Origin of the sequence: Planococcus maritimus (genome assembly GCF_001687625.2) — a bacterium.
GTDB lineage: Bacteria > Bacillota > Bacilli > Bacillales_A > Planococcaceae > Planococcus > Planococcus maritimus.
In genome coordinates this window covers 461,102-484,924 of the sequence record NZ_CP016538.2, presented here as the reverse complement: position 1 = coordinate 484,924, position 23,823 = coordinate 461,102, and the positions used below count along the sequence as shown (strand labels likewise).

24 protein-coding genes are annotated in these 23,823 nt (G+C 49.5%); 4 read left to right on the top strand and 20 right to left on the bottom strand.

Annotation, left to right across the window (positions count from 1 at the left end; all coding sequences use genetic code 11):
* Positions 1-176: 176 nt before the first annotated feature.
* Positions 177-332 (top strand): lmo0937 family membrane protein, encoded by a 156-nt coding sequence (locus BBI11_RS16290; protein WP_121300999.1) that lies wholly within the window; start codon positions 177-179, stop codon positions 330-332.
* Positions 333-394: 62 nt separating this feature from the next.
* On the opposite strand, the gene BBI11_RS02550 is transcribed toward BBI11_RS16290, so the two are convergent.
* The 3 genes from BBI11_RS02550 to BBI11_RS02540 are packed head-to-tail and all read right to left on the bottom strand — an operon-like array spanning position 395 to position 3,953.
* Complete coding sequence (locus BBI11_RS02550) at positions 395-1,513, bottom strand: GNAT family N-acetyltransferase (RefSeq protein WP_068460343.1); 1,119 nt, start codon at positions 1,511-1,513, stop codon at positions 395-397.
* A 21-nt stretch (positions 1,514-1,534) separates the two neighbouring features.
* The gene (locus tag BBI11_RS02545) at positions 1,535-3,625 is read right to left on the bottom strand and encodes a heavy metal translocating P-type ATPase (RefSeq protein ID WP_156889095.1); all 2,091 of its coding nucleotides are present in this window, start codon (positions 3,623-3,625) and stop codon (positions 1,535-1,537) included.
* A complete protein-coding gene (locus tag BBI11_RS02540; protein ID WP_068460339.1) occupies positions 3,582-3,953 on the bottom strand; it encodes a metalloregulator ArsR/SmtB family transcription factor in 372 nt (123 codons plus the stop codon). The genes BBI11_RS02545 and BBI11_RS02540 overlap by 44 nt, the downstream gene beginning before the upstream one ends.
* A gap of 164 nt (positions 3,954-4,117) precedes the next feature.
* Here BBI11_RS02540 and BBI11_RS02535 point away from each other — a divergent pair, with 164 nt between their 5' ends.
* On the top strand, positions 4,118-4,537 hold the full coding sequence (locus BBI11_RS02535; RefSeq protein WP_068460337.1) for a universal stress protein: 420 nt from the start codon (positions 4,118-4,120) through the stop codon (positions 4,535-4,537).
* Between the two features lie 40 nt (positions 4,538-4,577).
* Here BBI11_RS02535 and BBI11_RS02530 read toward each other — a convergent pair whose 3' ends face one another.
* The 5 genes from BBI11_RS02530 to murB form a co-directional block, all read right to left on the bottom strand.
* Entirely contained in the window at positions 4,578-4,913 is a 336-nt protein-coding gene (locus BBI11_RS02530) for a fluoride efflux transporter FluC (RefSeq protein WP_068460334.1), read from the bottom strand.
* A complete protein-coding gene (locus BBI11_RS02525; protein ID WP_083388982.1) occupies positions 4,910-5,263 on the bottom strand; it encodes a fluoride efflux transporter FluC in 354 nt (117 codons plus the stop codon). Before BBI11_RS02525 ends, BBI11_RS02530 begins: the two co-directional genes overlap by 4 nt.
* A gap of 32 nt (positions 5,264-5,295) precedes the next feature.
* The gene (locus BBI11_RS02520; RefSeq protein WP_068460332.1) at positions 5,296-7,650 is read right to left on the bottom strand and encodes a penicillin acylase family protein; all 2,355 of its coding nucleotides are present in this window, start codon (positions 7,648-7,650) and stop codon (positions 5,296-5,298) included.
* 88 nt (positions 7,651-7,738) lie between these two features.
* Positions 7,739-9,214, bottom strand: coding sequence for a potassium/proton antiporter (locus tag BBI11_RS02515; RefSeq protein WP_068465550.1), 1,476 nt, complete (start codon positions 9,212-9,214; stop codon positions 7,739-7,741).
* Positions 9,215-9,315: 101 nt separating this feature from the next.
* Complete coding sequence (gene murB / locus BBI11_RS02510) at positions 9,316-10,233, bottom strand: UDP-N-acetylmuramate dehydrogenase (protein ID WP_068460330.1); 918 nt, start codon at positions 10,231-10,233, stop codon at positions 9,316-9,318.
* A 201-nt stretch (positions 10,234-10,434) separates the two neighbouring features.
* On the opposite strand from murB, the gene BBI11_RS02505 reads away from it, so the two are divergent.
* Positions 10,435-10,959, top strand: coding sequence for a YceI family protein (locus BBI11_RS02505; protein ID WP_068460328.1), 525 nt, complete (start codon positions 10,435-10,437; stop codon positions 10,957-10,959).
* Positions 10,960-10,993: 34 nt separating this feature from the next.
* On the opposite strand, the gene BBI11_RS02500 is transcribed toward BBI11_RS02505, so the two are convergent.
* The 4 genes from BBI11_RS02500 to BBI11_RS02485 form a co-directional block, all read right to left on the bottom strand.
* Complete coding sequence (locus BBI11_RS02500; protein WP_068460326.1) at positions 10,994-12,547, bottom strand: FAD-dependent oxidoreductase; 1,554 nt, start codon at positions 12,545-12,547, stop codon at positions 10,994-10,996.
* Between the two features lie 389 nt (positions 12,548-12,936).
* Positions 12,937-13,569, bottom strand: coding sequence for an FMN-dependent NADH-azoreductase (locus BBI11_RS02495; protein WP_068460324.1), 633 nt, complete (start codon positions 13,567-13,569; stop codon positions 12,937-12,939).
* Positions 13,570-13,664: 95 nt separating this feature from the next.
* Positions 13,665-14,375: a DsbA family oxidoreductase gene (locus BBI11_RS02490; RefSeq protein ID WP_068460322.1), complete on the bottom strand. Its 711-nt coding sequence runs from the start codon at positions 14,373-14,375 to the stop codon at positions 13,665-13,667.
* A 104-nt stretch (positions 14,376-14,479) separates the two neighbouring features.
* Positions 14,480-15,406: a manganese-dependent inorganic pyrophosphatase gene (locus BBI11_RS02485; RefSeq protein WP_068460320.1), complete on the bottom strand. Its 927-nt coding sequence runs from the start codon at positions 15,404-15,406 to the stop codon at positions 14,480-14,482.
* A 226-nt stretch (positions 15,407-15,632) separates the two neighbouring features.
* On the opposite strand from BBI11_RS02485, the gene BBI11_RS02480 reads away from it, so the two are divergent.
* On the top strand, positions 15,633-16,433 hold the full coding sequence (locus BBI11_RS02480; protein WP_068460318.1) for a GNAT family N-acetyltransferase: 801 nt from the start codon (positions 15,633-15,635) through the stop codon (positions 16,431-16,433).
* A gap of 65 nt (positions 16,434-16,498) precedes the next feature.
* Here the strand turns inward: BBI11_RS02480 and BBI11_RS02475 are convergent, their stop codons facing one another.
* From BBI11_RS02475 to trpD, 8 genes are all read right to left on the bottom strand, one after another.
* On the bottom strand, positions 16,499-17,794 hold the full coding sequence (locus BBI11_RS02475) for an arsenic transporter (protein ID WP_068460316.1): 1,296 nt from the start codon (positions 17,792-17,794) through the stop codon (positions 16,499-16,501).
* 15 nt (positions 17,795-17,809) lie between these two features.
* Positions 17,810-18,139, bottom strand: a complete 330-nt coding sequence (locus tag BBI11_RS02470) for an ArsR/SmtB family transcription factor (RefSeq protein WP_068460313.1) — start codon at positions 18,137-18,139, stop codon at positions 17,810-17,812.
* 131 nt (positions 18,140-18,270) lie between these two features.
* The gene (locus BBI11_RS02465; protein ID WP_068460311.1) at positions 18,271-18,789 is read right to left on the bottom strand and encodes a type 1 glutamine amidotransferase domain-containing protein; all 519 of its coding nucleotides are present in this window, start codon (positions 18,787-18,789) and stop codon (positions 18,271-18,273) included.
* 70 nt (positions 18,790-18,859) lie between these two features.
* Positions 18,860-19,453, bottom strand: coding sequence for a DNA-3-methyladenine glycosylase (locus BBI11_RS02460; protein WP_068460309.1), 594 nt, complete (start codon positions 19,451-19,453; stop codon positions 18,860-18,862).
* A gap of 21 nt (positions 19,454-19,474) precedes the next feature.
* Entirely contained in the window at positions 19,475-20,245 is a 771-nt protein-coding gene (trpA, locus tag BBI11_RS02455; protein WP_068460307.1) for a tryptophan synthase subunit alpha, read from the bottom strand.
* Positions 20,242-22,050, bottom strand: a complete 1,809-nt coding sequence (trpB, locus tag BBI11_RS02450) for a tryptophan synthase subunit beta (protein WP_083388980.1) — start codon at positions 22,048-22,050, stop codon at positions 20,242-20,244. Before trpB ends, trpA begins: the two co-directional genes overlap by 4 nt.
* Positions 22,050-22,820, bottom strand: a complete 771-nt coding sequence (gene trpC, locus BBI11_RS02445) for an indole-3-glycerol phosphate synthase TrpC (protein ID WP_068460305.1) — start codon at positions 22,818-22,820, stop codon at positions 22,050-22,052. Before trpC ends, trpB begins: the two co-directional genes overlap by 1 nt.
* A complete protein-coding gene (trpD, locus tag BBI11_RS02440) occupies positions 22,817-23,809 on the bottom strand; it encodes an anthranilate phosphoribosyltransferase (RefSeq protein WP_068460303.1) in 993 nt (330 codons plus the stop codon). Before trpD ends, trpC begins: the two co-directional genes overlap by 4 nt.
* Positions 23,810-23,823: the final 14 nt, after the last annotated feature.

Here is a 23,823-nt window from a genome sequence, read left to right as displayed (position 1 = left end):
TGAACAACTGAGCACAAGCCCTAGACGCGAGCACGCCAAAGCGCGGAATAAAGGCAATTTTCCAACTTTCATAAATTTTGTATTGGGTGGTTATCTGGAGGTTTAGGGTTTTTTCGCTCAGGGTACTAATAGGTATAACACAAAAGATCGATAAACAGGAAAGGCAGGTGCAGAACATGGGACGTATTCTTTGGATTATTTTGGTAGTAATTCTTGCGGTATGGGTGATCGGATTCTTATTAGACGTAGCAGGCGGACTTATTCACATTCTTTTGATCATCGCAGCAATCGTCTTGATCGTGAACTTAGTGACAGGCAGGAAAGGTGTTTAGCTAAACACCTGACCTTTAAAAACCCCGAAACAGCAGTTTCCTCTGCTGTTTCGGGGGTTTTTTTATGCTCTCACTTTTGCATACACACATGTATCGCGGATCTTACCGTCATGTCTCGACAGGCTATCCTTACGCAAGATGCCTTCTAGGTCAAAACCAAGACGCTCCGCTACCGCACGGCTTCTAACGTTATCCGGATCACAACGGATTTCGACGCGGTTCGCTTGCAGCTCTTCAAAGGCAAAACGGGTGATGCGCTCGACCGCTTCTGTTACATAGCCTTGTCCTTCAAAGCGGCTGTCCACCCAATAGCCGATTTCAAATTTGCGCACTTCCCAGTCAATGCGGTGCAAGCCGCTCGAACCGATGAACTGTCCGCTGTTTTTATCGAAGAAATGCAGCCGCAGGTCTTTACGCAGTTCAAAATCCGCTGCCGCTTCGATGAGATTCGCCGTCATCACCGCAAGGTCCGGCTCGTTTTGCGCGAATGGCATCCATGGCCGCAATGCTTCGAGTGAATGGCGCACCGCTTCGTAGCTAAGTATAGCGTCTTCCTTTTTCGGCGCACGGATCAACAAACGCTCGGACTCGAAAACTTCCGGAAACTCCAGCAACACCGGATTGAACGGCGGCTCTGCCTTTGCTTGGACCGCATCATCCCACATGACCGGTGTCGTCACGCCCGCTTGCCAGTCTTCACGAGTCATGCCATAAGTCACCGCATCGTGGTAACGGTTTTGCTTGGGCGAGAACCACGCCTGGCGCAAATGCGCTTCCTTTACAAATCCGGTACGTTCGAAAGCTTTGCGCATCGCAAAATTATCGTGGCGTGTATGGCCTTCTAGGCGGATTTTTTTCTCCGGCAAGGAAAAGACGAAATCGGCGATCATGCGCAGCGCTTTCGGGCCATAGCCCTGGCCACGGTAGGAATCGGCAATCCGCAAATCGAACAGCGGAATCTCATCTTGTAAGTCGAAGATTTTCACCAATCCGACTTGTTCACCTTCATCATTTTCGATCCAAAAGGTTTTGACTTGATCTGATTTATAGCCGCCTTCAACGATTGTTTTTTCGATCAAGGCACGCACCGGGTGCTCATGGCCATGATAAGGCCACGAGTTTGTGGTCATAAATTCAATTAATTTTTCGTGCTCTTCCATAGTCCATTCTGTTAACTTCAAATCGTAACCTCCAAACGCCTCTTACTTCTGGACTTTCACCAGGCGCAATGCATTCAAGATGACCAATAGCGTAGCCCCCATATCCGCAAAAATCGCAATCCATAGAGTGAGCCAACCTGGAATGATCAATAAAAGCGCCAAGATTTTCAGTGCCAGTGCAAAGATGATATTTTCCTTTATTATACGCAAAGTTTTTCGGCTTAGTCGAATAGTATATGGAAGTTTTTCCAAATCATCCGCCATCAAGGCGATGTCGGCTGTTTCAAGCGCTGCATCTGTGCCCGCTCCGCCCATCGCGATTCCAATGTCGGACGCGGCGAGTGCCGGTGCGTCGTTGATGCCGTCGCCGATCATCGCCACGCGGCCATACTGCGCTTGCAGCTCTTTGACGGCGGTCAGTTTATCTTCAGGCATCAAGCCGGCACGGATATCCGTTACCCCGATTTCCGCGGCAATGGCTTTCGCCGTCGCAGGATGATCGCCCGTCAGCATGATGGTCTGCTGCACCCCGATATCTTTTAACTCTTGGATGATGCGGGGACTTTCCTCCCTGATGGCATCTGCCACGCCGATTACTCCGAATAAATGCTTGCCGGAAAATACCGCCATTGCGGATTTCCCGCTTTCTTGCAGGCGATATGCAGCTTCTGGTGCGTGGAATCCGTGCTCCTCTGCCCATTTCAAGCTGCCGACACGGATACGCGTACCGCCGATTTCCGCGTGCACGCCTTTACCGGTCAAGGATTGGAAACGCTCAGATGGATACAGTTCAGGTGCTTGTTTCGTGATGGCGCGGGCGAGCGGGTGCTGTGACAGAGATTCCACAGACGCCGCAAGCTTGACGACTTCTTCCCGCGTATAGCCTTCTTCTGGCAATACATCAGTCAATTCCGGATAGCCTTTTGTCAAAGTGCCGGTCTTGTCGAATGCGACTGCCTGGATGCGCCCGGTTTCTTCCAAATGAATACCGCCTTTGATAAGAACTCCCTGCCTCGCCGCATTGCCAATCGCTGTTACAATCGCAACAGGTGTCGACACGACAAGTGCACATGGGCAGCCAACAACGAGAACGGCCAAGCCTTGATAGACCCATAAATCCCAATTCCCTGTAATGAATCCTGGAACGAGTGCGACCAAAAATGCGACAGCGATAATCGCCGGCGTGTAGTATTTGGCGAAACGGTCGACAAATTGCTGAGAAGGTGCTTTTTCCGCCTGCGCCTCTTCTACTAGATGGATGATTTTCGCGATGGTTGTATCTTCTACCCGCTTAGTGACAGTCACTTCCAACGCGCCTTCTTCGTTCATGGTTCCTGCAAATACTTCGTCACCCGGCTGTTTTGTGGCAGGAATCGATTCCCCGGTGATCGCCGCTTGATTGACAGCCGACTCACCACGCAAAACGGTTCCATCCATAGCAATTTTTTGGCCAGGCTTGACGATTAACACGTCGCCGATCCGGATGTCTTCGGTCTCTAGCTCAATTAATTCCCCGTCGCGCTGAATCAATGCGCGGGAAGGAGCAAGATCCATCAGTGAACGAATCGATTGGCGCGCTTTGTTCATCGAGAACGATTCAAGCGCTTCGCTGATGGCAAATAAGAATACGACAACTGCGCCTTCCCGCCATTCCCCGATAATGACAGCACCAATAATAGCAATAGTCATCAAAGTTTTCATGTCGAATTCCAAACGGCCGAGGTTTTTTAAACCGGTCGTGAACATCCGGTAGCCGCCAATGAGCATCGATGCACCGAACAAGCCGATCGACGCTGGATGCGTCTCACCTAGCTGGAAGGAAGCGATAATGCCGACGAGCAGAAAGACAAAGGAAATGGCCGTCTCTACCGTCTGGCGCCGTTTGTAAAATGGGACATGCGGAACGCGTTGTTTTTCTGGATAGACGCGGATATGGTCGAATGCGCCCGCTTTTTCCAATTCTTCAATCGACACATTGCCATCGACCCGCAGTTTGGATGCGCCGAAATTCAATTCAACGTTTTTCGCCTCTGGCAGATTGCGGATGTTCTGTTCGAACTTTGCCGCACAGCTGGTGCATGATAAATTTTCAAGACGATAGGTTTTGCTCAACTGAAACACCTTCTTTCGCATGTTCATTCGCGATGGTCACCAGCTGACGGACGTGGTCATCCGCCAGTGAATAATAAATTTGTTTGCCTTTGCGCTCGGATTTCGCCAAATCCCGTTCACGCAAATACCGTAAATGATGAGATGCGGTCGCCGTTGAAGAACCGATCACAGCCGCGATGTCGCAGACGCACATTTCAGCTTCAATCGTCAGCGCATAGGCGATCTTTAAGCGTGTTTCATCCGCTAGCGCTTTGAACAGCGACGAAACGCCTGCTAGCTCGACCATATGTTTTTGGACACGATCGACTGACTCAGGATGAACTTTTGTAATCTCGCACACTTCTGTCATACTGCTCACACCTTTCATTCAAACCTTCATTTGATTGACTCCAGTATACGTCTTCTCAAACAAACAGTCAAACCATGATTTGAATGATAAGGAAGCTCCTCTGTTAATTCAAGGAATGCTATACTAAGAAAAACAATGACACCATAGAACAGGGGAGACGAATTATGTACCAACACGTATTGGTCGCTATCGATGGATCTGATCATTCAAAACGCGCCGCACACCATGCGATGCAACTTGTTAAAAACCACGTAGAAGCAGAAGTGACATTGATTTGTGCCGTCGACTATGGAAAATCCGAAAAGGAAAGCAATCGCGGGCTCACAAGCGAGCAAATCGCCGCAGCTACCCGTGAGTACTTGGCGCCTTTCGAAGACATTTTCCATCAGGCAGGTATCTCTGTGAAAAGCGCTATTGTCCATGGAGCGCCTGGGCCAGCAATCGTCTCACATGCCAACGAACACCCTTACGATCTAGTCATTATCGGCAGTCGCGGCTTGAATCCTGTGCAGGAATTTGTGCTCGGCAGCGTGAGCCACAAAGTAGCCAAGCGCGTTAAAGCGCCAGTCTTAGTCATCAAATAAAACGCAAAAACCGTCCCGCTGATTTAGCGGAACGGTTTTTTTATACAGAAGCAATGGAATAGCCGGCCGCAAACAGCAACAAGCCACAAATAAGCGTCGCGGAAATATAAAATGCACCGCGTTTCCACTGGCCATCTTCAAAATCTTTCACGCTATCGAGCGCCATTGTTGAAAACGTCGTGAACGCTCCGAGAAAGGCAAAGATGCTAGAAGATGCCGGCAAGCCTGCCCCAATACACGCACCGATCACGAACGAACCGGCGCTGTTGACGAACCATGTCGCGAGCTTCGGCTGATGCGCACGGGTTTCCACCGCCACGTAACAAAGATAGCGCGCAACCGCCCCGAGAAAACCGAATACGGCGATATTGATCATTCGACCGCCCCCTTGCGTCCCGCCAAGAGTCCGAAAGCTGCTGCTGCAATCGATGCAGCCGTCATGCCACAAGCATATATCAGGCCAGCCAGCAAAGACGAGTCAAGCAAGCGAAACCAATCTGCCGAAAAGGCGGAAAAACTCGTGAACGAACCGATTAGCCCAGTCGAGACGAACAACCGCGTCTCCGCTGAACGGGTTACTAACCGGGCGGCTGCGATGCCGATGAAAAAACTCCCAACAATATTCACCAGCCACAAGCCCATCCCCGCGCCAACGAATTGAAACACGGCCGCGCGAAGCAGCGATCCGGCCATGCCGCCAAATCCTACAGCCAATATCTTTTTCATAAAATCCTCCGTACATTTTTCTTCAGTATACCTTATTCAGGAGTAAGCGTTAATTCGGCCCCTTCCACTTCGCCTTCGATCTGGGTTTCATGAAAATCGCCTTGCGCCCATTTGTCGACCTGGTTATGGAAAAAGTCGGATTTCATATGTCCACTGAGCCCTGGGCCAACGATATGATAGGCTTTCGACAAATCAGCCAAATCGGCGACAAAACGCCACGATGCCCCGTGGTCAACATCGCCATTATCGTTGAACGCCGCTGCTTGGACGGTGATGTTCGAACCGCCCACCGGCACTTTATCTGGATTTAAGAACTGCTCGAGAATTGGCGACGCCCCAGCAACTGGATGCGGGAAGGTCAATTGATGATACTCGCCCCATTCCCAGTCTTCCGGATCGCTGCCTTGCGCTGTTTCGATATCCTCAAGTGCCAGCTCCAGTGAGTCGGCTAGCCATTTTCCGGTGCCGCCGTATTCACTGACCCACGCGCCCTCGTCTCCTTCAAAAGACCGGCGCAATAAAGCATCTGTGATATGATTTTTGCCCGACAGCATAGCATAGACGTCTTCAGGAAATTGGTCCTCAAATAAAGTGTCTGGCAATTGACGCATCCACGTATGGAACACAAAAGGCGCTGCTTGCCCGGCACTATCGACTTGGTCCCAACTGCGCAGCATTTCGAATAATTCTTCGTGTTCATCCGTCACGTTTTCGACTTCTCCGATCATCCCTTCAAGAAATTCGGCAGCGTACAAATTCTTCTGGTCCATTTGCAAGTCCATCATGTCTTGTGCGGTCAGTTTATCGTTGCTCTCCAGCACTTCCGCTATGCGCTCATAGCGGTAAGATTGCGCCCAAAAATCTGTGATGTGGTAGGGATAGCTATCATCTACCACCTGGTTATTGGCCGTTGCGATAAAGCCAGATTCCGGATTGACCGAGCGCGGCAATTCATCGAATGGCACATAGCCATCCCAGCCGTATTCTGCAGAATCGCCTGGCACCGGCAATTGTCCATCGCCTTGCTTGCGGATCGGGATGCGACCGTTCGCTTTGTATGCAATTGTTCCATCGGTCGATGCAAAGACGAAATTTTGTGCAGGCGCCTGGAAATCTTCCAATGCCGTTTCGAACTGTTCCCAGTTTTCCGCTTTGTTGAAATTTAACACAGCTTGCAATTCCAGTGTCGGCTCCAGTGCCGTCCATTGCATCGAAAAGACGGCGGATGGTTCTTCTTCCTCGTACAAGACCGGTGAGACGATTGGGCCGTGGCGAGTAACGAGCACTTCAAAGTCGACGGTCTCTCCGTCTTTTACCTGGATTGGCTCATCTAGCACCTCTGCTTGCTCCCACTCTCCTTCGTAGCGGAACTGTGTCGGATCATCAGGATTCGGCGTTTCAATATACAAATCCTGCACATCCGGTCCGACGTTCGTCACGCCCCACGCGATTTGCTCGTTATGGCCAAGAATGATTCCCGGAATGCCTGCAAAAATGACGCCGCTGACATTTTGCTCGGGTGACTCCAAATGCATTTGGTACCAAATCGATGGCGTGCTGAGCCCGAGATGCGGATCGTCCGCCAACAGCGGCAAGCCGCTTTCCGTCTTATCCCCAGACACAACCCAGTTATTGCTGCCGTTGAATTCCGGCGGGATGACCGCTGGATCGAACGCGCCGGCAACCGTCACCGGCTGTTGTTGATTGGCCGCTAAAATCGCAGGTGCCTCTTCCGGATAGCGGATGAACAATTCACGCGCTTTATCTTCCGGGAATTCATTTAGCGCCCAGTGCCTGACCGCCAGCGAATTCCAATGGCCGCCGAGATCATAAGCCATGAATTTGCCGATTGCCAAAGAATCAACCGGTGTCCAAGGTTCCGGTTCATAGCCGAGCAACGCGAATTCATAGCTCAGTCGCCCCTCTTCTTTTGCTTCCTCGATGTAGGCATTGACGCCTTCTGCATACCACTCGAGCACTTGCTTCGCTTGTTCACCATAGCCATCCCAGGACGCTTCACCCGCTCGGCGCAAGCTAAAGGTGCGAAAGTATTTATCGGTATCGACTGCCGCTTCCCCAATCACTTCAGCCAATCGGCCGCTTGCCTGCCGTCTGGATAAATCCATTTGAAACAAGCGGTCCTGCGCTTGTACATAGCCTTGCGCGCGGTACAGATCCGCGTCGCTTTCAGCCCGTATATGCGGCACTCCAATGTCGTCCCGTACGACCGTCACTTGTTCCTCCAATGCCGCGACGGCTACTTCTCCTTCAATGACTGGTTTCGACTTCGATATGTAAACGTTTGCAAAAATAACTGCGGCGATGCCCAGCACGACCAACGTGCCGAATGCGATCAATAGCCACTTCCCCCACTTTTTCTTGTTCATGAATGAATCCCCCTTTTCGTTTTTCTTTCGACTGAGGGCGTGGAAAATCCTTCCTCTCCATTGAAAAAAGCTTGCCGCAGCGGCAAGCTTAATTGACAAAATCTTCTTCTCCAAGCACCAGTTTCACTTTTGGCACTTGCTTCTTTTCCGTGAGCACATACAAAACGTCCCCTTTTCTGAGACGCGTCGTCCCCGTCGGCATGACCAGTTTACCTGAACGGATGATGGCACTGATCAAGGTTTGGTTCGGCAAGCCGATCGTCTGAACCAATTGGCCAGCAAAAGGCGATTTCTCCGACAGCTCGACTTCGAGCATTTCAGCATTGGCCCGGTCCATCGACACCAGTTCCAAGGAATGGATGCGTTTTGGGACTGGACGGCCGTTCAAGCCGAGTTTCTCTGCAAAAAATGGGATGGTCGACCCTTGCAGCAAGGCAGACGTTAACACGATGAATGATACGATATTGAAAAACAAGATGCTGTTTTCCATGCCGGCGAGCATTGGGAACGTTGCAAGAACGATCGGTACCGCTCCGCGCAGCCCTGCCCAGGACATGAACAGTTTTTCTTTCACATCATAATCGAAAAATGCCGTACTGATGAAAACAGCGACCGGACGCGCCACAAAAATCAACACGAACGATAGCACAAGCCCTTTCCAAATCAATTCCCAATCAGCCAATTGGCTCGGGAAAACAAGTAGACCGAGAATGACGAACATGACGATTTGCATGAGCCAAGCGAATCCTTCATGGAAAGAAATAATCGAATAGCTATGCGTCAAATCACGCGTACCGATGACAAGGGCTGCCAAGTAAACGGCGAGCAAGCCGCTGCCGCCAAGAACAGATGTAAAACTATAGATGAAAATCGCAAAACCCGCGGCAAGCACCGCGTACAGCCCGGATGCATCAAGCCTGATCCGGTTGATGGTCCATGACGCAAAAAAGCCAAGCGCGAGCCCGAGAACTAAGCCCAACCCCATTTGAAGCAGGAAACTGCCGAGCATCGTCCACACCGATGAATCCGGGATCATGATCAATTGCACGAAAGCGATGGTCAAAAACATCGCCATCGGATCGTTCGTTCCTGACTCCGCTTCGAGCGTTGAAGAGATTTTGGATTTGATATTTTGGCCTGCGAGCACTGAGAATACTGCTGCGGCATCCGTCGAACCGACAATGGAGCCTAACAACAAAGCTTGCAGCCAAGTTAACTCAAACACATAATACGCTGCGACAGCGACAATGCCTGTCGTGATCAAAACCCCAAGCGTCGCCAGAACGATTGAACTACCGAGTACAGGCCGGATATGCTTCCACTGAGTTTGCAATCCGCCTTCGAAGAGAATAATAATGAGGGCAACAATTCCGACCATTTGTGCGAATTCTGCATTGGAAAAATAAATAAGACCAGAAACATCGCTTCCTAAAACCATGCCGAGAAACATAAACAAAACGAGTGAGGGAACACCGGCGCGTGCGGATACTTTGGTCATCAAAACGCCAGCCAGCAGGAAGATCCCGCCGATCAAAATGATGCCGTCTACACTAAAATTCTGTATATTGACCACCTCTCCCGTAAATTACTTTGAATTCATTATATCATAATAATGGCCCTTCTTAAAAAAGCGGCACTCCATATACGGAGTGCCGCTTACTGAAATCATGCCATGTCTTCGCCAACAATTTTCACTTCTAGCTCCAAATCGATGCCGAAGTTTTCGAACACTGCTGTTTTCACCATTTCGATCGTTTGAATATAATCATTGGCCGTGGCGTTGTTTTTATTGACGATAAATCCGGCGTGTTTTGTCGAAACTTCCGCCCCACCAAATCCTCTGCCCTGCAATCCGCTTTCCTGAATCAGCTTACCGGCAAAATTGCCCGGCGGCCGCTTGAAAACACTTCCTGCTGAAGGGAATTCAAGCGGTTGCTTGCTTTCCCGTTGGAACGTCAAATCAGTCATTTTCGCATCAATGACCCGCTGTTCGCCAACTTCGAGCCCAAACTCAGCAGATAAAACATAAAAGCCTTTTTTCGTGATGATGCTTTTCCGGTAGCCGAGGTCAAGTTCATCTTTAGACAAGACCAGCTTTTCTCCCTCTTTCGTCAAGACGGTTGCCTGAACGATCACATCTTGAATCTCACCGCCGTATGCGCCGGCATTCATCGCCATTGCACCGCCGATCGAACCTGGGATGCCGCAGGCAAATTCCAAACCTGTCAGTTGGCGGTCCGCGGCTGCGCGAGATACAACTTTAATGTCGGCCCCGCCTTGTGCGATGACCGTTGTTCCATTAATCATGATGCCATCCAGCTTTTTGAAGGTCAGAACGATTCCACGGACGCCGCCATCACGGACGACCATATTAGAGCCATTTCCGAGCATCAACAAGGGAATATCATTGTCATATGCATATTTCACAGTATAAGCTACTTCATCTTCAGTTGTCGGTGCTACAAATATATCGGCCGGCCCGCCCATTTTCGTCAATGTATGCAAATGCAAAGGCTCGTCCATTTTAACGTGATCTTCCGCCACAAAACGGCGCAGATCCGTCAACCAAGTTTCTTTCATCATTCCAAGCAAATCCCTTCTAAACTTTTCGCTCTTAATAGTATCCATTTTTCATCAAGTTTTGACAAGTGATATTGCCTTGTTAAGGACTAAAGTCATTCTATTTTTATCTTGAATTAAAAATAAATTAATTAAAACCTATTGACTTCGAGATATTAACTAGCTATAGTAAAGCTAACACATACGAAACTGGAGGAATAACTTATGAAAAAATGGACAGTAGACCAAGCGCATTCAGAAATTGGGTTTTCCGTAAAACACATGATGATCTCAAAAGTAAAAGGCTCTTTCGGTTCTTACGAAGCACAAGTGGAAGCAGACGAAAACAACCTGGAAAATGCCTTGATTGATTTTAAAATCGATGTCACTAGCATTGATACCAACAATGAAGACCGTGATAACCACTTGCGCTCTGCAGACTTTTTTGACGCTGAACAGTATCCGCACATCACATTCCACGCGAGCGATATCCAGAAAAAAGATGATGACGAATACGAACTTCGAGGCGAGTTGACGATCAAAGACGTTACGCGTCCTGTAACATTCGAAGCAGAATACGGCGGCAAAGCCACCAATCCTTGGGGCGTTGAAGTCGTGGCCTATCACGTCAACGGCAAAATCAACCGCAAAGATTTCGGATTAACTTGGAACCAGGCACTTGAAACAGGCGGCGTACTCGTCGGCGAAGACATTAAATTGAACTTGGAAATCCAAGGAAATCCAGCATAAGAAAAAGGAAGCAGTCAGCGCTGCTTCCTTTTTTTTATATGCCGCCTTCTAGTTTCTTCAGAGGTTTGACTGCAGGCCCTTCCAATACTTCTCCGGTATGCGAGAAGCGCGAGCCGTGGCAAGGGCAATCCCACGAAGTTTCCGCGTCATTCCACGCCACGTCACAGCCCATATGCGTACAAGTCGGTTTGACTAGATGCACTTGGTTGTATTCATCGCGGTAACCGCCCACTTTTTTGCCGTCCACTTTGACTAAACCGCCCTGCCCTTTTTGCAGGTCGTCAATGGTCTTGGACGCTTTTTTCAATTTGCCGCTCACCAGTTCTTTCGCCACCGATGCATTGTCTTTCAAGAAGCTTGCTGCATCAGCCGCTTTCACTTTCGGCCGTGTCGGGTCGAAAAGTTCGGCATAGGGGTTGTCGCGGCCAACGATTTGGTCTGTCAAGATCCGTCCGGCAATGGCACCGTTCGCCATCCCCCATTTATGGAATCCCGTCGCGACGAGAATATTTTCATAACCCGCGGTGATGGTCCCCACATATGGGATTTTATCCAACGTCGTCATATCCTGTGACGACCAGCGATAGGGAATGTCTTTTGCAGCGAAATAATCTTCGCCGAACTTCGCCAGGTTCTGGTAATGTTCTATCGTTTCGACGGAACTTTGGCCTGTTGCATGACCATCCCCGCCGAGCAACAGGAGGTTTTCTCCGCCTTCTCCTGGCGTAAACCGGATCGACCGGGACGGACCATCAGCGCTGATGTACATGCCTTCGGGAATCTTGCCTTCGGTTCGGACCGCAATGGCATAAGATCGGTTGACGGAAAGCCTAGAGAAATACATGCCGTCGAAATCATTGAATGGATAATGCGTAGCGACCACTACTCGATCGCAAGACAAATGAGACAGATTTTCCATCTGGAGGACCGGGTCCTTTTTACTGAGAATTTTCATGGCGCGGCTTTGTTCATGAATGTCCACGCCCATTTTCTCCATTTCTTTGACCAGTCCTGCTAAAAATTTCACAGGGTGGAACTGCGCCTGATTGCGCATGACGAGCGCTTCGGTCACAGGAAACGGCAGCTCGGACTCCTCGCGCGCAAGACCGCCGGCAATGCCGAGTGTTTCATAGGCTTCCGCCTCTTGTTCCAACAGCTTGACCGTGGCATCTTTGGTTGAATAAATGAATGCATCTCTATGCGAGAAATCACAATCGATGTTCAATTCCCGGGCTGTCTCTTCGATGAACTTCAACCCGGCCATATTAGCTTCATAATAAAGCTTCGCTTGTTTCTCTCCCGCCAGCTTGATCAACGAAGCATAATAAAGCCCATGCTGTGCCGAAATTTTTGCAGTCGTATAGCCCGTAACGCCATCGATCAATTTCCCGGCATCAAGAAGCGTCACTTTCTTGCCTTCTTTCGCCAGTAAATAGGCTGTAATAACGCCGGCGATGCCCGCTCCCACTACCGCGACTTCCGTAGATTTATTGCCGGAAAATTCCGAGTAATCCGGCAGTTCCTTATGAGCTCTCCAAAAAGATTCGTTCGATTCGGGAATTCGGTAATGCTGTTCATTTTGAGACATGCTGCCCCTCCTTTATTGAATGTTTTGCTTATTGACTGTCTACCCCCATGTGGAAATTACTAATCAACGAATGCACGAGGCTTGCCTCGGACATTCGTTTGCGAGGCTTGAACGCAGTGAAAGTCGAGCAAATAAATAGCTAATACAGCTGAGTCTATTTATTTGCGACGCATCTGCACCGCAGATGTGGGAGCAAGCGAACGAGGCTTGCCTCAGACATTCACTTGCGTGGCTTGAGCAAAGCGAAAGTCGAGCAAAGCGAAAGTCGAGCAAAGTTGATAATGATCTAATAACTGCGCCAACTAGCGATAGTAGTGCTGCCGCTCGGACACTGGCAAATCTACACAAAAAAAGACGGCAACGCCGAAGCGTTGCCGTCTTGTTATTCATTATGCATTTACGTTAGAAAGCGTTCCTGCTGATTCTTTCACACGCTCCATGCCTTCTGCAATGATCTGCTCAGCACGGTCTGGGTACATATTGTGGCCTTCGATGATGACTTCTTCGATATCCATGATGCCAAAGAAATTCATGATGCCACGGATATAGTTGACGCTCATTTCGCTAGGCGCCATTTCCGGTGTTGAATAGACGCCGCCGCGTGCGTTCAAGATAATGACTTTCTTCTCCGGTACCAAGCCAACTGGGCCTTCTTCCGTAAATTTGAACGTCATGCCCGCACGGTAGATATAATCGATGAACGTCTGCAACGCGGCAGGAATCGTCAAGTTCCACAATGGGAATGCAAAGACGACAACGTCAGCATCCATGAATGCGTCCATTGCTTTGTTAGCAGCCGTCAAAATACGCTGTTCCAATTCCGTTAATTCTTCAGCCTGTGCGGATTTCTGCATGGCATCGAAGAAGTCTTGCCCGAAATACGGCATGTCTTCTGCAAATACATCAAACGTGTTGACCTCTGCATCCGTCTTCAAGTTATCCATGAAGACTTCGTGCATTTTACTAGAAACGCCCTCAGAAGCTGGGCGGTTATTGGCTTTTACGACCAGAATATTTTTCAATTAAAAAACCCCTTTATCCTATTAATATTATTCTTTAATTCGAGACTTTTTAATTATAAGTAATTCGAGACATAAAGTCAACGCGCTTGCTCAAGCTATTCGCCGTCGCAAGCGTCCCCTGTACAAAAGCTCGTTTTCGCTTTTCCCATTGGCTTCAACGCTGGACGCAAGCCTTCTTCTTCGCCGATTTGCTCTAGCGCTTCGATAAAGGCTTCGAGCGGCTGGGCGCCGGAAATGGCGTATTTACGGTTGACGACAAAGAATGGCACGCCTTGCACGCCGATCTGACCGGCCTCTTGGATGTCCCGTTCGACCTCGCTTGTAAATTGATCTGAATCGAGTACAGACGCCGCCTGTTCACGGTCTAGCCCCGCTTTTTCAACAATCAATAACAAAGTATCCGCATTGCTGATATTTTGTGCTTGTTCGAAATAATGGTGCATCAATAGCTCGGTCAACTGATGCTCGCTGCCTTGCGTTGCCGCCCATTTCACAAGCCTATGGGCCGAAAATGTATTAGCGTGCGGCATGTTTTCCACATCGTATTGCAGATTGAATGCTTTCGCCTGTTCTGCAACGCCAGTGCTCATTTGTTTTGCCTGTTCGATGCTTTGACCCATTTTTTCCGCCAAATGTTCGTAGGCTAGCCTATTGGAATCCACTGGCGCATGCGGGTCCAATTCATAAGCTTTAAAGCTGATCTCCGCTTGGCTTTCGTAGCCTGAACGTTTGAGTGCTTGTTCTAATGTGCGCTTTCCTATATAACAGAATGGGCAAACGTAATCTGACCAAACTTCGATTTCCATATCTATTCACCTCGCCACTTACTATAGCAATGACATAGATACGCCACAATTTTTTTGCTTGAAGAAAATTTCCAGCACAAAAAAACTGACTCCCTATGAGGGAATCAGCTTAAGGCTTCAGTAATGACTGGAACGATTTGTTTTTTTCTCGAGACGACGCCCGGCAGGATTACCCGGTTGTTCTCGACAGTCGATTGGAAAGCCGATTCGATGATATCTGAACGGCGTCCAAGGACGATCGCTTCCGAATTATTGTTCAGGATGTCGGTGACAACGAAGGCGAAAAGGTCCAAGTCTTTAGCCACAACCGTGTTGTTGATCAGCACTTCCAACTCCGCTTGGCGATCCAGCACTTCAGATACATCGATCGCATTGACTTGCGCCACTTCAAAACGATGTTCGCCGGCTTCGAATTCTTTGGAATCAAGTGAAATCAAATCTTCCAGCGTTTTATTGCTCAAGTCCGCTCCTGCTTTTAACATTGCAAGGCCATATTCTTCGGCATCGACACCAGCGATCTCTGCCAGTTCTTTCGCCGCTTGAATGTCTTGCTCTGTACAAGTCGGGGATTTGAACAGTAAAGAATCCGAAATGATGGCAGATAGCATGAGTCCAGCGATATCAGTTGGCACTTCGACCGCATGTTCTTTATAGAGTTTCAAAAGAATAGTCGCTGTACATCCGACAGGCTCTGCACGGAAATAAAGCGGATCCGTTGTTTCGAAATTGGCGATCCGGTGATGATCGATCACTTCAATCACTTGCACTTCATCGATATCATCGATGCTTTGCTGGCGCTCATTATGGTCGACAAGGATGACTTGCTTCACTTCGTCTGATGCGCGTTTCACGAATCTTGGGGTTTGGGCGTTGAACTGTTCGAGCGCAAAAACAGTCTCATTGTTCGGTTCACCGAGGCGAATGGCTTCAGCGTCCATTCCGAGTTCTTTTTTCAAGTGGGCATAAGCAATTGCCGAACAAATCGAATCAGTGTCCGGATTTTTATGACCTAATACAAAAACATTTGACATGAATGATGGCCTCCTGGCTTGTGTAGTTTCTGAGATTATTCTATCACAAATTAGCTCTTCAGAAAAAATCTGCGACAGAAAACCTATTGTAGCAAAGCTTTCTGTAACTAAATAAGCAATAATTTTTAGAATTATCAGTATTTTTAAAAATTAATGTGTACTTTAGCCCGTTTGAATGGTATTATATGACTAACTAATCCTATAATTTTGGAAGGAAGAGGTGCCAGTGACTATATTATTGGAAAAGAAATACATTCCACTATCCCATTACTTTGAAGCAGCCACCAATTCAAGCATCCGTTTGACCTTCTCGGAAATTGAGCAGATTATGGGCCAGACCTTGCCCAACGCTGCCTATTTGAACAAAAGTTGGTGGAAAAAATCCAAGCCTCCAGCGAAGCATTTCCATGCCTGGATGGACGCTGGCTACCGCGTGACAGATATTGAACCTGATCGTTATGTGGTGTTCGAAAAAGCGGATGCTAAAAACACAGCCTCTAACGCAGAGGCTGAGGATAAAGACATTTTGTTGATCCGCACAGCAGAACATGGGGACGCCCGGTCGCTAGCCTTGCTTCAAAAAGCTGTAGAGGCTGAATCCGATTTCATGCTTTATGGCAAAGATGAACGTTCCCTCTCTACCCAGCGCGTCCGTAAACAAATCATCGAATGGAAACAAAGCGGCCACTCCGCCATTATTATCGCCATCTTGAACGGCCAGCACGTTGGCTATCTGATGGTCATCGGCAACGAAGCAAAACGGGCAGAGCACCGGGCAGGACTAGTTCTCGGCCTGCTCAAGGAGGCGCAAGGAAAAGGCATCGCCAAGTCACTTCTTGAAAAAGCGGAAGACTGGGCTAAACAAAAAAACATCTCGCGTCTTGAACTGACAGTCGTCGAAGCTAACGACCGCGCCCGTAAGCTGTATGAAAAAGCAGGCTTCCAAGCAGAAGGTACACGCCAGCGCTCATTGATCATCGATGGCAAAGAACACGACGAAATCTACCTGGCTAAGTTTTTAGATTGAGCCAAGAAATTCAAAAAACGCCCGTCCATTCACAGTCGAATGGAGGGCGCTTTTTATTGCATCGATTAATTGAGTACTGTTAACCATAGATACAGCCCGGTCAAGGTGATGAACAAGGTCGGGACAGTGAGGATGATGCCGACCTTGAAATAATAGCCCCAGCTAATTTCGACGCCTTTCGTTTTCAAGACATGCAACCATAAAAGTGTCGCAAGTGAACCAATCGGCGTGATTTTCGGCCCGAGGTCAGAGCCGATGACATTGGCATAAACTAAAGCATCACGCATGACGCCATTCGTACTTGTCTCCGCAATGGCCAATGCATTGATCATGACGGTCGGCATATTGTTCATGCCCGACGACAAGATCGCCGCGATAAAGCCCATGCCGATCGTCGCTGCGTACAATCCATGTCCTGCGGTCCATTCGATTGCCTGTGCGAGCACCGACGTAAGCCCCACGTTGCGCAAGCCGTAGACGACGACGTACATGCCAATCGAGAAGAAGACGATCGCCCACGGTGCGCCTTTTAGCACGGTCATCGTTTCGACGTGCTTGCTGTTGCGTGCAATCGCCAGGAAGATGATCGCGATGGAACCAGCGATCAAGGAAACTGGAATCTCCAGCGATTCACTCATGAAGTAACCGACCAGTAAAATCGCCAGCACGACCCAAGACAAGCGGAAGATGCGGATATCTTTAATCGCCGTATCCGGTTTTTTCAACACGCTCGGATCAAAACGGCCCGGGATGTCTTTTCTAAAGAATAAATACAGCACAAGCATGCTCGCCAGGATACTGAATAAGTTTGGAACCACCATATGCAAAGCGTATTCCGTAAAGCCGATACCGAAGAAATCAGCCGAGACGATATTGACCAAGTTGCTGATAACGAACGGCAAAGACGCTGTATCGGCGATAAAGCCGGATGCCATGATAAACGGCAAAATCATCGTATCGCGGAATTTAAGCGCCCTGACCATTGCGAGAACAATCGGCGTCAAGATCAACGCCGCGCCGTCATTGGCGAATAAGGCAGCGACTACTGCACCGAGCAAGGTGACCAGCAAGAACATGCGCAAGCCGCTGCCTTTGGCAAAACGCGCCATATGTAAAGCTGCCCATTCGAAAAAGCCGATTTCATCCAAAATCAAGGAAATGATAATCAAAGCGACAAAAGTCAATGTCGCATTCCACACAATCCCCGTCACGTCCCACACATCGCCAAAGTCCACGACGCCAAATATCAGCGCGACCACAGCCCCAGCAATCGCCGACCAGCCGATCGACAATCCGCGTGGCTGCCAAATCACAAAAAGCAAGGTCACAAGGAAAATAATAATTGCTAACCAAACATCCATTTCATCTACAACTCCTTAAGTACAATTCACTTTCTTGCCTTCAGCGATCAATGATTCTACTGTTCTTTCGGGCTCTGGCAACATCGCTAGAAGTGTGATCAGCACCTCGAAAAGCTCATGCCCTTCATTAAGCGACCAGATCGTCCAACGCCCCCGCTTTTCTTCGCAGATCAATTGCGCCTGCTTCAACTTGCGCATATGCTGGCTGATGGCCGGCTGCGACATATCCAGCAGCTCCGTGAATTCGCAGATACACAAGGCCTCTTTCGACAAGTATTTTAATATCAACATGCGATTTTCATCGCCGACCGCTTTCAAGCTTTGTTCCATTTGTTGATAGTCCATTTCATCCACCCCTTTTAGCAACAGCCTTCATTATATAAGCGATCGCTTATATATACAAGAGGCCATCTCCATTTTCTAGAAGTGTTCATACAAAAAAACCGCCCCCATTACGGGAGCGGTTGGATGGTTCCTTATTTGTTTTCGAGCAATTTCAATGACTCGCGGTTGAATGCCGGGATATCGTCCGGCTGGCGGCTTGTCACCAATTGATTCTGGCAGACCACGACTTCTTCATCCACGACGGTTGCACCGGCATACTCCATATCGACTTGGATCGACTTGAAGCCTGTTGCTTTACGCCCTTCCAAAGCTTTCGCCGTGATCAATAGCTGTGGCCCGTGGCAGATCGCAAAGACTGGTTTCTCCGCATCCATGAACGCTTTCGTGAACGTCACGAAACGATCGTCACCGCGCAATTGGTCTGGCGAGAAACCGCCTGGTAACAACAGCGCATCAAATTCATCCGGGTTCACATCATCGATGCCTTTATCGATCGTGACGACGGCTTCACCTTGCTTGCCGGTCACTTTCTTGCCCGCTTCCTTTTCGATATTGATCAGTTCATGGCCTGCTTCGTTAAACGCTTTTGCCGGCTCTGTATATTCCACATCTTCGAACATATCTGTAATCAACGTTGCAATTTTTGCCACTTTCCTTCACTCCTTCTGTTTATGTGCTCCCTCTCAGTATTCCACGAATTGGAAAGCTTAAACATCTGGATTACGGACGGAATTTTGAGACAAACGGATTTTCCGACTCCCAGAAGCGGTACGGATAATGGACCGCTTCCTGCGAATTTCCGATGCCGACGCGAGGCCCTGTCGATACAGCATGAACAGCACCCCCCTCAGCAATGTACAGCGGGCGCTCGGTAAAATGATGACCGTTATAGTCCATCGTGATGCCCAGCGCTTTTGTCAATTTACCCGGCCCATTCGTCCACTGCTTCATCGGCATGTGGTGGCCTCTGCGCTCTGCCATGAATTCGGTGCCTTCAATCGGTTCGACCGCACGAATCAGGATGGCACGCGGCTCATCTTCCGGCCCGCTGACGACATTCACTAACGTATGGGTATGCATTTGATACGTATATACAAGGCCCGATCTGCCAAACATCACTTCTGTCCGCTTCGTACGGCGGTTACCAAAACTGTGCGCAGCCCGGTCTTCCGCCCCCATATAGGCTTCGGTCTCAACGATCCGGCCGGCAACAATTCCCTCAGGCCCTTCGTGGACCAGAATTTTCCCTAACAAGTCGCGCGACAACTCTAGTGTCGGCGCCTCGAAATATTTCGCATTCAACGGTTCGAACATAACGAATCCCTCCTGAGGGCATTATACCGAATGAGGAGCCGTTACTGCATCAATCAACGGTTCCACGTCTTCAATGCGCCCTTCGTGGAAAGCTTGGACGATTGCGCTGCCGACGATAAACCCGTCGACATCATCCCGCAGCATATCGACGTGGCTTTCTTTAGAAATGCCAAATCCAGCATAGACCGGTACAGGGCTTAAATCCCTTACCTTGCGTGTAAATGCGCCGACTTCTTCTGCCAGCTCATCGCGGCTCCCGGTAATGCCAGTGACCGTCACTGCATAAACAAAACCTTCTGCCTGCTTCAAAATCTCTTCCAGGCGGCTGTCGATCGTTGTCAACGTGACGAGTTGAATCAGCACAAGCTCCTGTTGTTTGGCGAATGGCTCGATCAATTGACGATGCTCAAACGGCAAATCCGGAATGATGATGCCGGATGCCCCTGCTTTTTTCGCTTCTTGTGTAAAACGCTCCGCGCCAAAGCGAATGACCGGATTCAAATAAGTCATGATGACGAGCGGCACTTTCACTTCAAAGTCAAAGCGCTGCATCTCTTCCAATACTTTTTCTAAGGTAATTCCTTCAGCAAGCGCCCGGTTGCCTGCAGCTTCGATCGTCGGGCCATCAGCGACTGGGTCCGAGAACGGAATGCCGACTTCAATCGCCGTCACGCCGCGCTCTTGCAAATGCTGGATCTGCTCACCCAATTTTTCAATTCCACCGTCTCCTGCCATGATATAGGCGACAAAGGCTTTATGTCCTGCTTGCTTTAATTCTGCTAATCGTTTCATGACAGCCCCTCCAATTTCTCGGCGTATGTCGCCATATCTTTATCGCCTCTGCCGGATACGCAAATGACGAGTATTTCATCCGTTGTCATCGACTGGGCTTGTTTTTTCGCCTCTGCAATCGCATGGGCAGATTCCAAAGCCGGAATGATGCCTTCAAGGCGCGACATCTCAATGACCGAGGCAAGCGCCTCATCATCTGTAATCGCTTCATAGGTCACGCGCCCGTTGTCCGCAAGGTGAGCGTGTTCCGGGCCGATGCCCGGGTAATCGAGCCCGGCAGAAATCGAATGCGCTTCTTGCACTTGCCCGGCATCGTCTTGCAAGATCTTCATCATAGCCCCGTGCAGCACACCTTCCGATCCTTTAGTTAAAGTAGCTGCATGGCGATCCGTATCCACGCCTGCTCCAGCCGCTTCTGCGCCGATCAAGTGGACCGATGCATCTTCGATAAACGGGTGGAACATGCCGATCGCATTGGAACCACCCCCGACACATGCGACAATCGCATCTGGCAGACGCCCTTCTTTTTCTAGGATCTGCCGTTTTGTTTCTTTGCCGATGACGCTTTGGAAATCGCGCACCATCGTCGGGAATGGATGCGGCCCAAGAGCTGAGCCAATCAAGTAATGCGTATCTTCGACATTGGTGACCCAGTAGCGCAGCGCTTCGTTTACCGCATCTTTCAGCGTGCCGCTGCCTTTTGTAACACTTTCTACGCGCGCGCCCAATAATTTCATGCGGAATACATTCAGTTGCTGGCGTTTGATATCTTCTTCACCCATGAAGACGACACAGTCCAAATCGAACAACGCACAAATGGTAGCCGTCGCCACGCCATGCTGGCCAGCTCCGGTTTCCGCCACGATTTTGCGCTTGCCCATACGCTGCGCGAGCAAGGCTTGGCCAATCGCATTGTTTACTTTATGTGCGCCGGTGTGGTTTAAATCCTCGCGTTTCAAATAAATTTTCGGACCGCCCCACGCTTCTGTCATGCGCGCCGCAAACGTCAGTGGTTGTTCACGACCGACGTACTCTTTCAAGTAATGATGGTATTCTTTTTGGAACTCCGCATCATTTTTCGCATCTTCGTAAGCCGCTTCAAGTTCTTTGACCGCCTTCATCAAAGTTTCCGGCACGAACTGGCCGCCGTAGCGCCCGAAAAACCCTACTGGATCTATTGTTTTCTCCTGCGTTCTCTCCATCGAATCACCCTTTGCCTGTAGTATGAATTGCTGGATCTTCACTTCGTCTTTTCGGCCGTCCGTTTCCACGCCGCTCGACACATCGACCATGAATGGATTGGTTTGGCTAATGGCCGCTTTCACATTGTCTTGATTTAACCCGCCCGCTAAAATCAGGCGGCTATGATCTAATTTCACGTTTTCCAAAAGGCTCCAGTCAAACACATGCCCGCTTCCTCCGCGGTAATCGGTGCCTGGTGCATCGACCAATACATAATCTGCAATCGAGTTGTTCAGCTTTTCTACATCGTCTGGTGTGCGTATCGAAAATGCTTGGATGACTGGCACTTCGATGCGCCGAATCAATTCGTCCGGTTCATCGCCGTGCAATTGCACCATCGTCAGCGGGACGGTTTTGACAGCTTTGTCGATTTCTTCATACGAAGCGTTGACGAATACGCCGATCCGCTGCATTTCGTTCGTCGCAAGACGCGACAATTCCTGCGCTCGCTCGATCGATACACGCCGCCTGCTCGGGGCAAAGACAAATCCGATGGCATCCGCTTGTGATGCGGCTTTAACGTGCTGCTCTTCCATTAATCCACAAATTTTAACACGTGTCATTACGCACCCTCCTGTCCTGTCGCCCGGAGGATCCAGCTTGCCGGGTCTTCCGAACGCATCAACGCTTCTCCGACCAGCACACCTTGTGCTCCGAGTTCATAAGCCCGGTGCGCATCCGCTGTGTCATTCATGCCGCTTTCGCTGATCAGAACCGAACCGCTGCCGAATGGAAATTGACCAGCTAGTTCCGCCGTCCGTTCGAGTGAAACTTCAAACGTTTTTAAGTTGCGGTTGTTGACGCCAATCAACTGCGCCCCGAGTGCGACGGCTTTTTGCAATTCTTCCGTATCGTGCACTTCCACTAAAATTTCCAAACCAAGCGATTCTGCATAGCGGAAGAGGCGCTCTAGCTCTTCATCCGTGAGCGCTGCGACGATCAATAAGATGATCGTCGCTCCGGCCGCTTTCGCGCGCTCGATTTGAATTTCACTGACCATGAAGTCTTTGCAAAGTACTGGTACTGAAACAGTCCGCGCCACTTTTTTCAAATCTTCGATAGAGCCTTTAAAATATTGTTCATCTGTTAACACGGAAATGGCTGCTGCACCGGCTCCTTCGTATTTCAAGCCCTGCTCTACGACATCCACTTCCATGCGAATGGCACCTTTAGACGGCGATGCGCGCTTAATTTCTGAAATGACTCCACGGCCATTTCGCAAGGTGTCAATGAGTTTCGGTTTATCCGGAAATTGCTCAGTGGCCGGATAGCTTTCTTCATAAGCGGTGATTTCCTGCCGCTTTGTCTCCATGATTTTATCCAATATGGTCATATAAGTACCCCCGATGTTAGGCGGTGCAGTTCGTAAACACGCGCCGTTTCTCCTGAAATGATGGATTTTCTTGCTTGATGTACGCCTTCAGAAATGCTTGCGGCGCGACCGCTTACGTAAAGGACCGTTCCTGCATTGAGCGCCACCGTATCCAAATAAGCACTCGGCGTCCCGCTGATGACTTCTTGGAAAATTTCGGCATTGCGTTTTGAATCGCCACCGCGAATCGCTTCGATCGGTGCTGTCTCAAGTCCTACTTCATGAGGGTGAACCGTCATGCTACGCTTGCCATTTTCGTCAAAAACAATCAATTGGTTGGTTCCAGAAAGCGACAATTCATCCAGCCCGCCTGCTCCGTGGACGATGGCTCCACGTTTTCTGCCAAGTCGCATCAATGCATCCGCCATCGGTTCCATCATGTCCGAACGGTACACCCCGCTCATTTGGACGGTTATAGGCAGAGGATTCGCGAGAGGGCCAACCAAATTGAAAATGGTTGGCGTCCCGATTTCCTTGCGCACTTCACGCAAGCCCCCGAGCGCCGGATGAACCGCTGGCGCGAACAAAAACGCGATACCCGTCTGTTCAACCAGTGACGGAATTTCAGTTAAGGGCAATTGAGTGGAAATCCCGATCTCTTCCAATAAGTCCGAACTGCCGGTCTTGCTGGATACGCTGCGATTGCCGTGCTTTGCCACTCTCATGCCGCATCCTGCCAAGACAAACGCTGTCAACGTACTGATATTAAAACTAAAGGATTTGTCGCCGCCCGTCCCGCAAACATCGACCAGTTCGCCCGTCATTTCTGGGAGCTTCACCGCTTTTTCGCGCATTGCGCGGACCATACCGACCAACTCATCGGCCGTCTCACCTTTTTCGTGCAATCCACTCAACAAGTCTGTCATCTGCTGGTGACTCATGCGTCCTTCTAATAATTCTATCGCTTGTTGCTTCATTGTTTGTTCATTCATATTCTCTGCTCTGCTCATCTCAATCTCTCCTC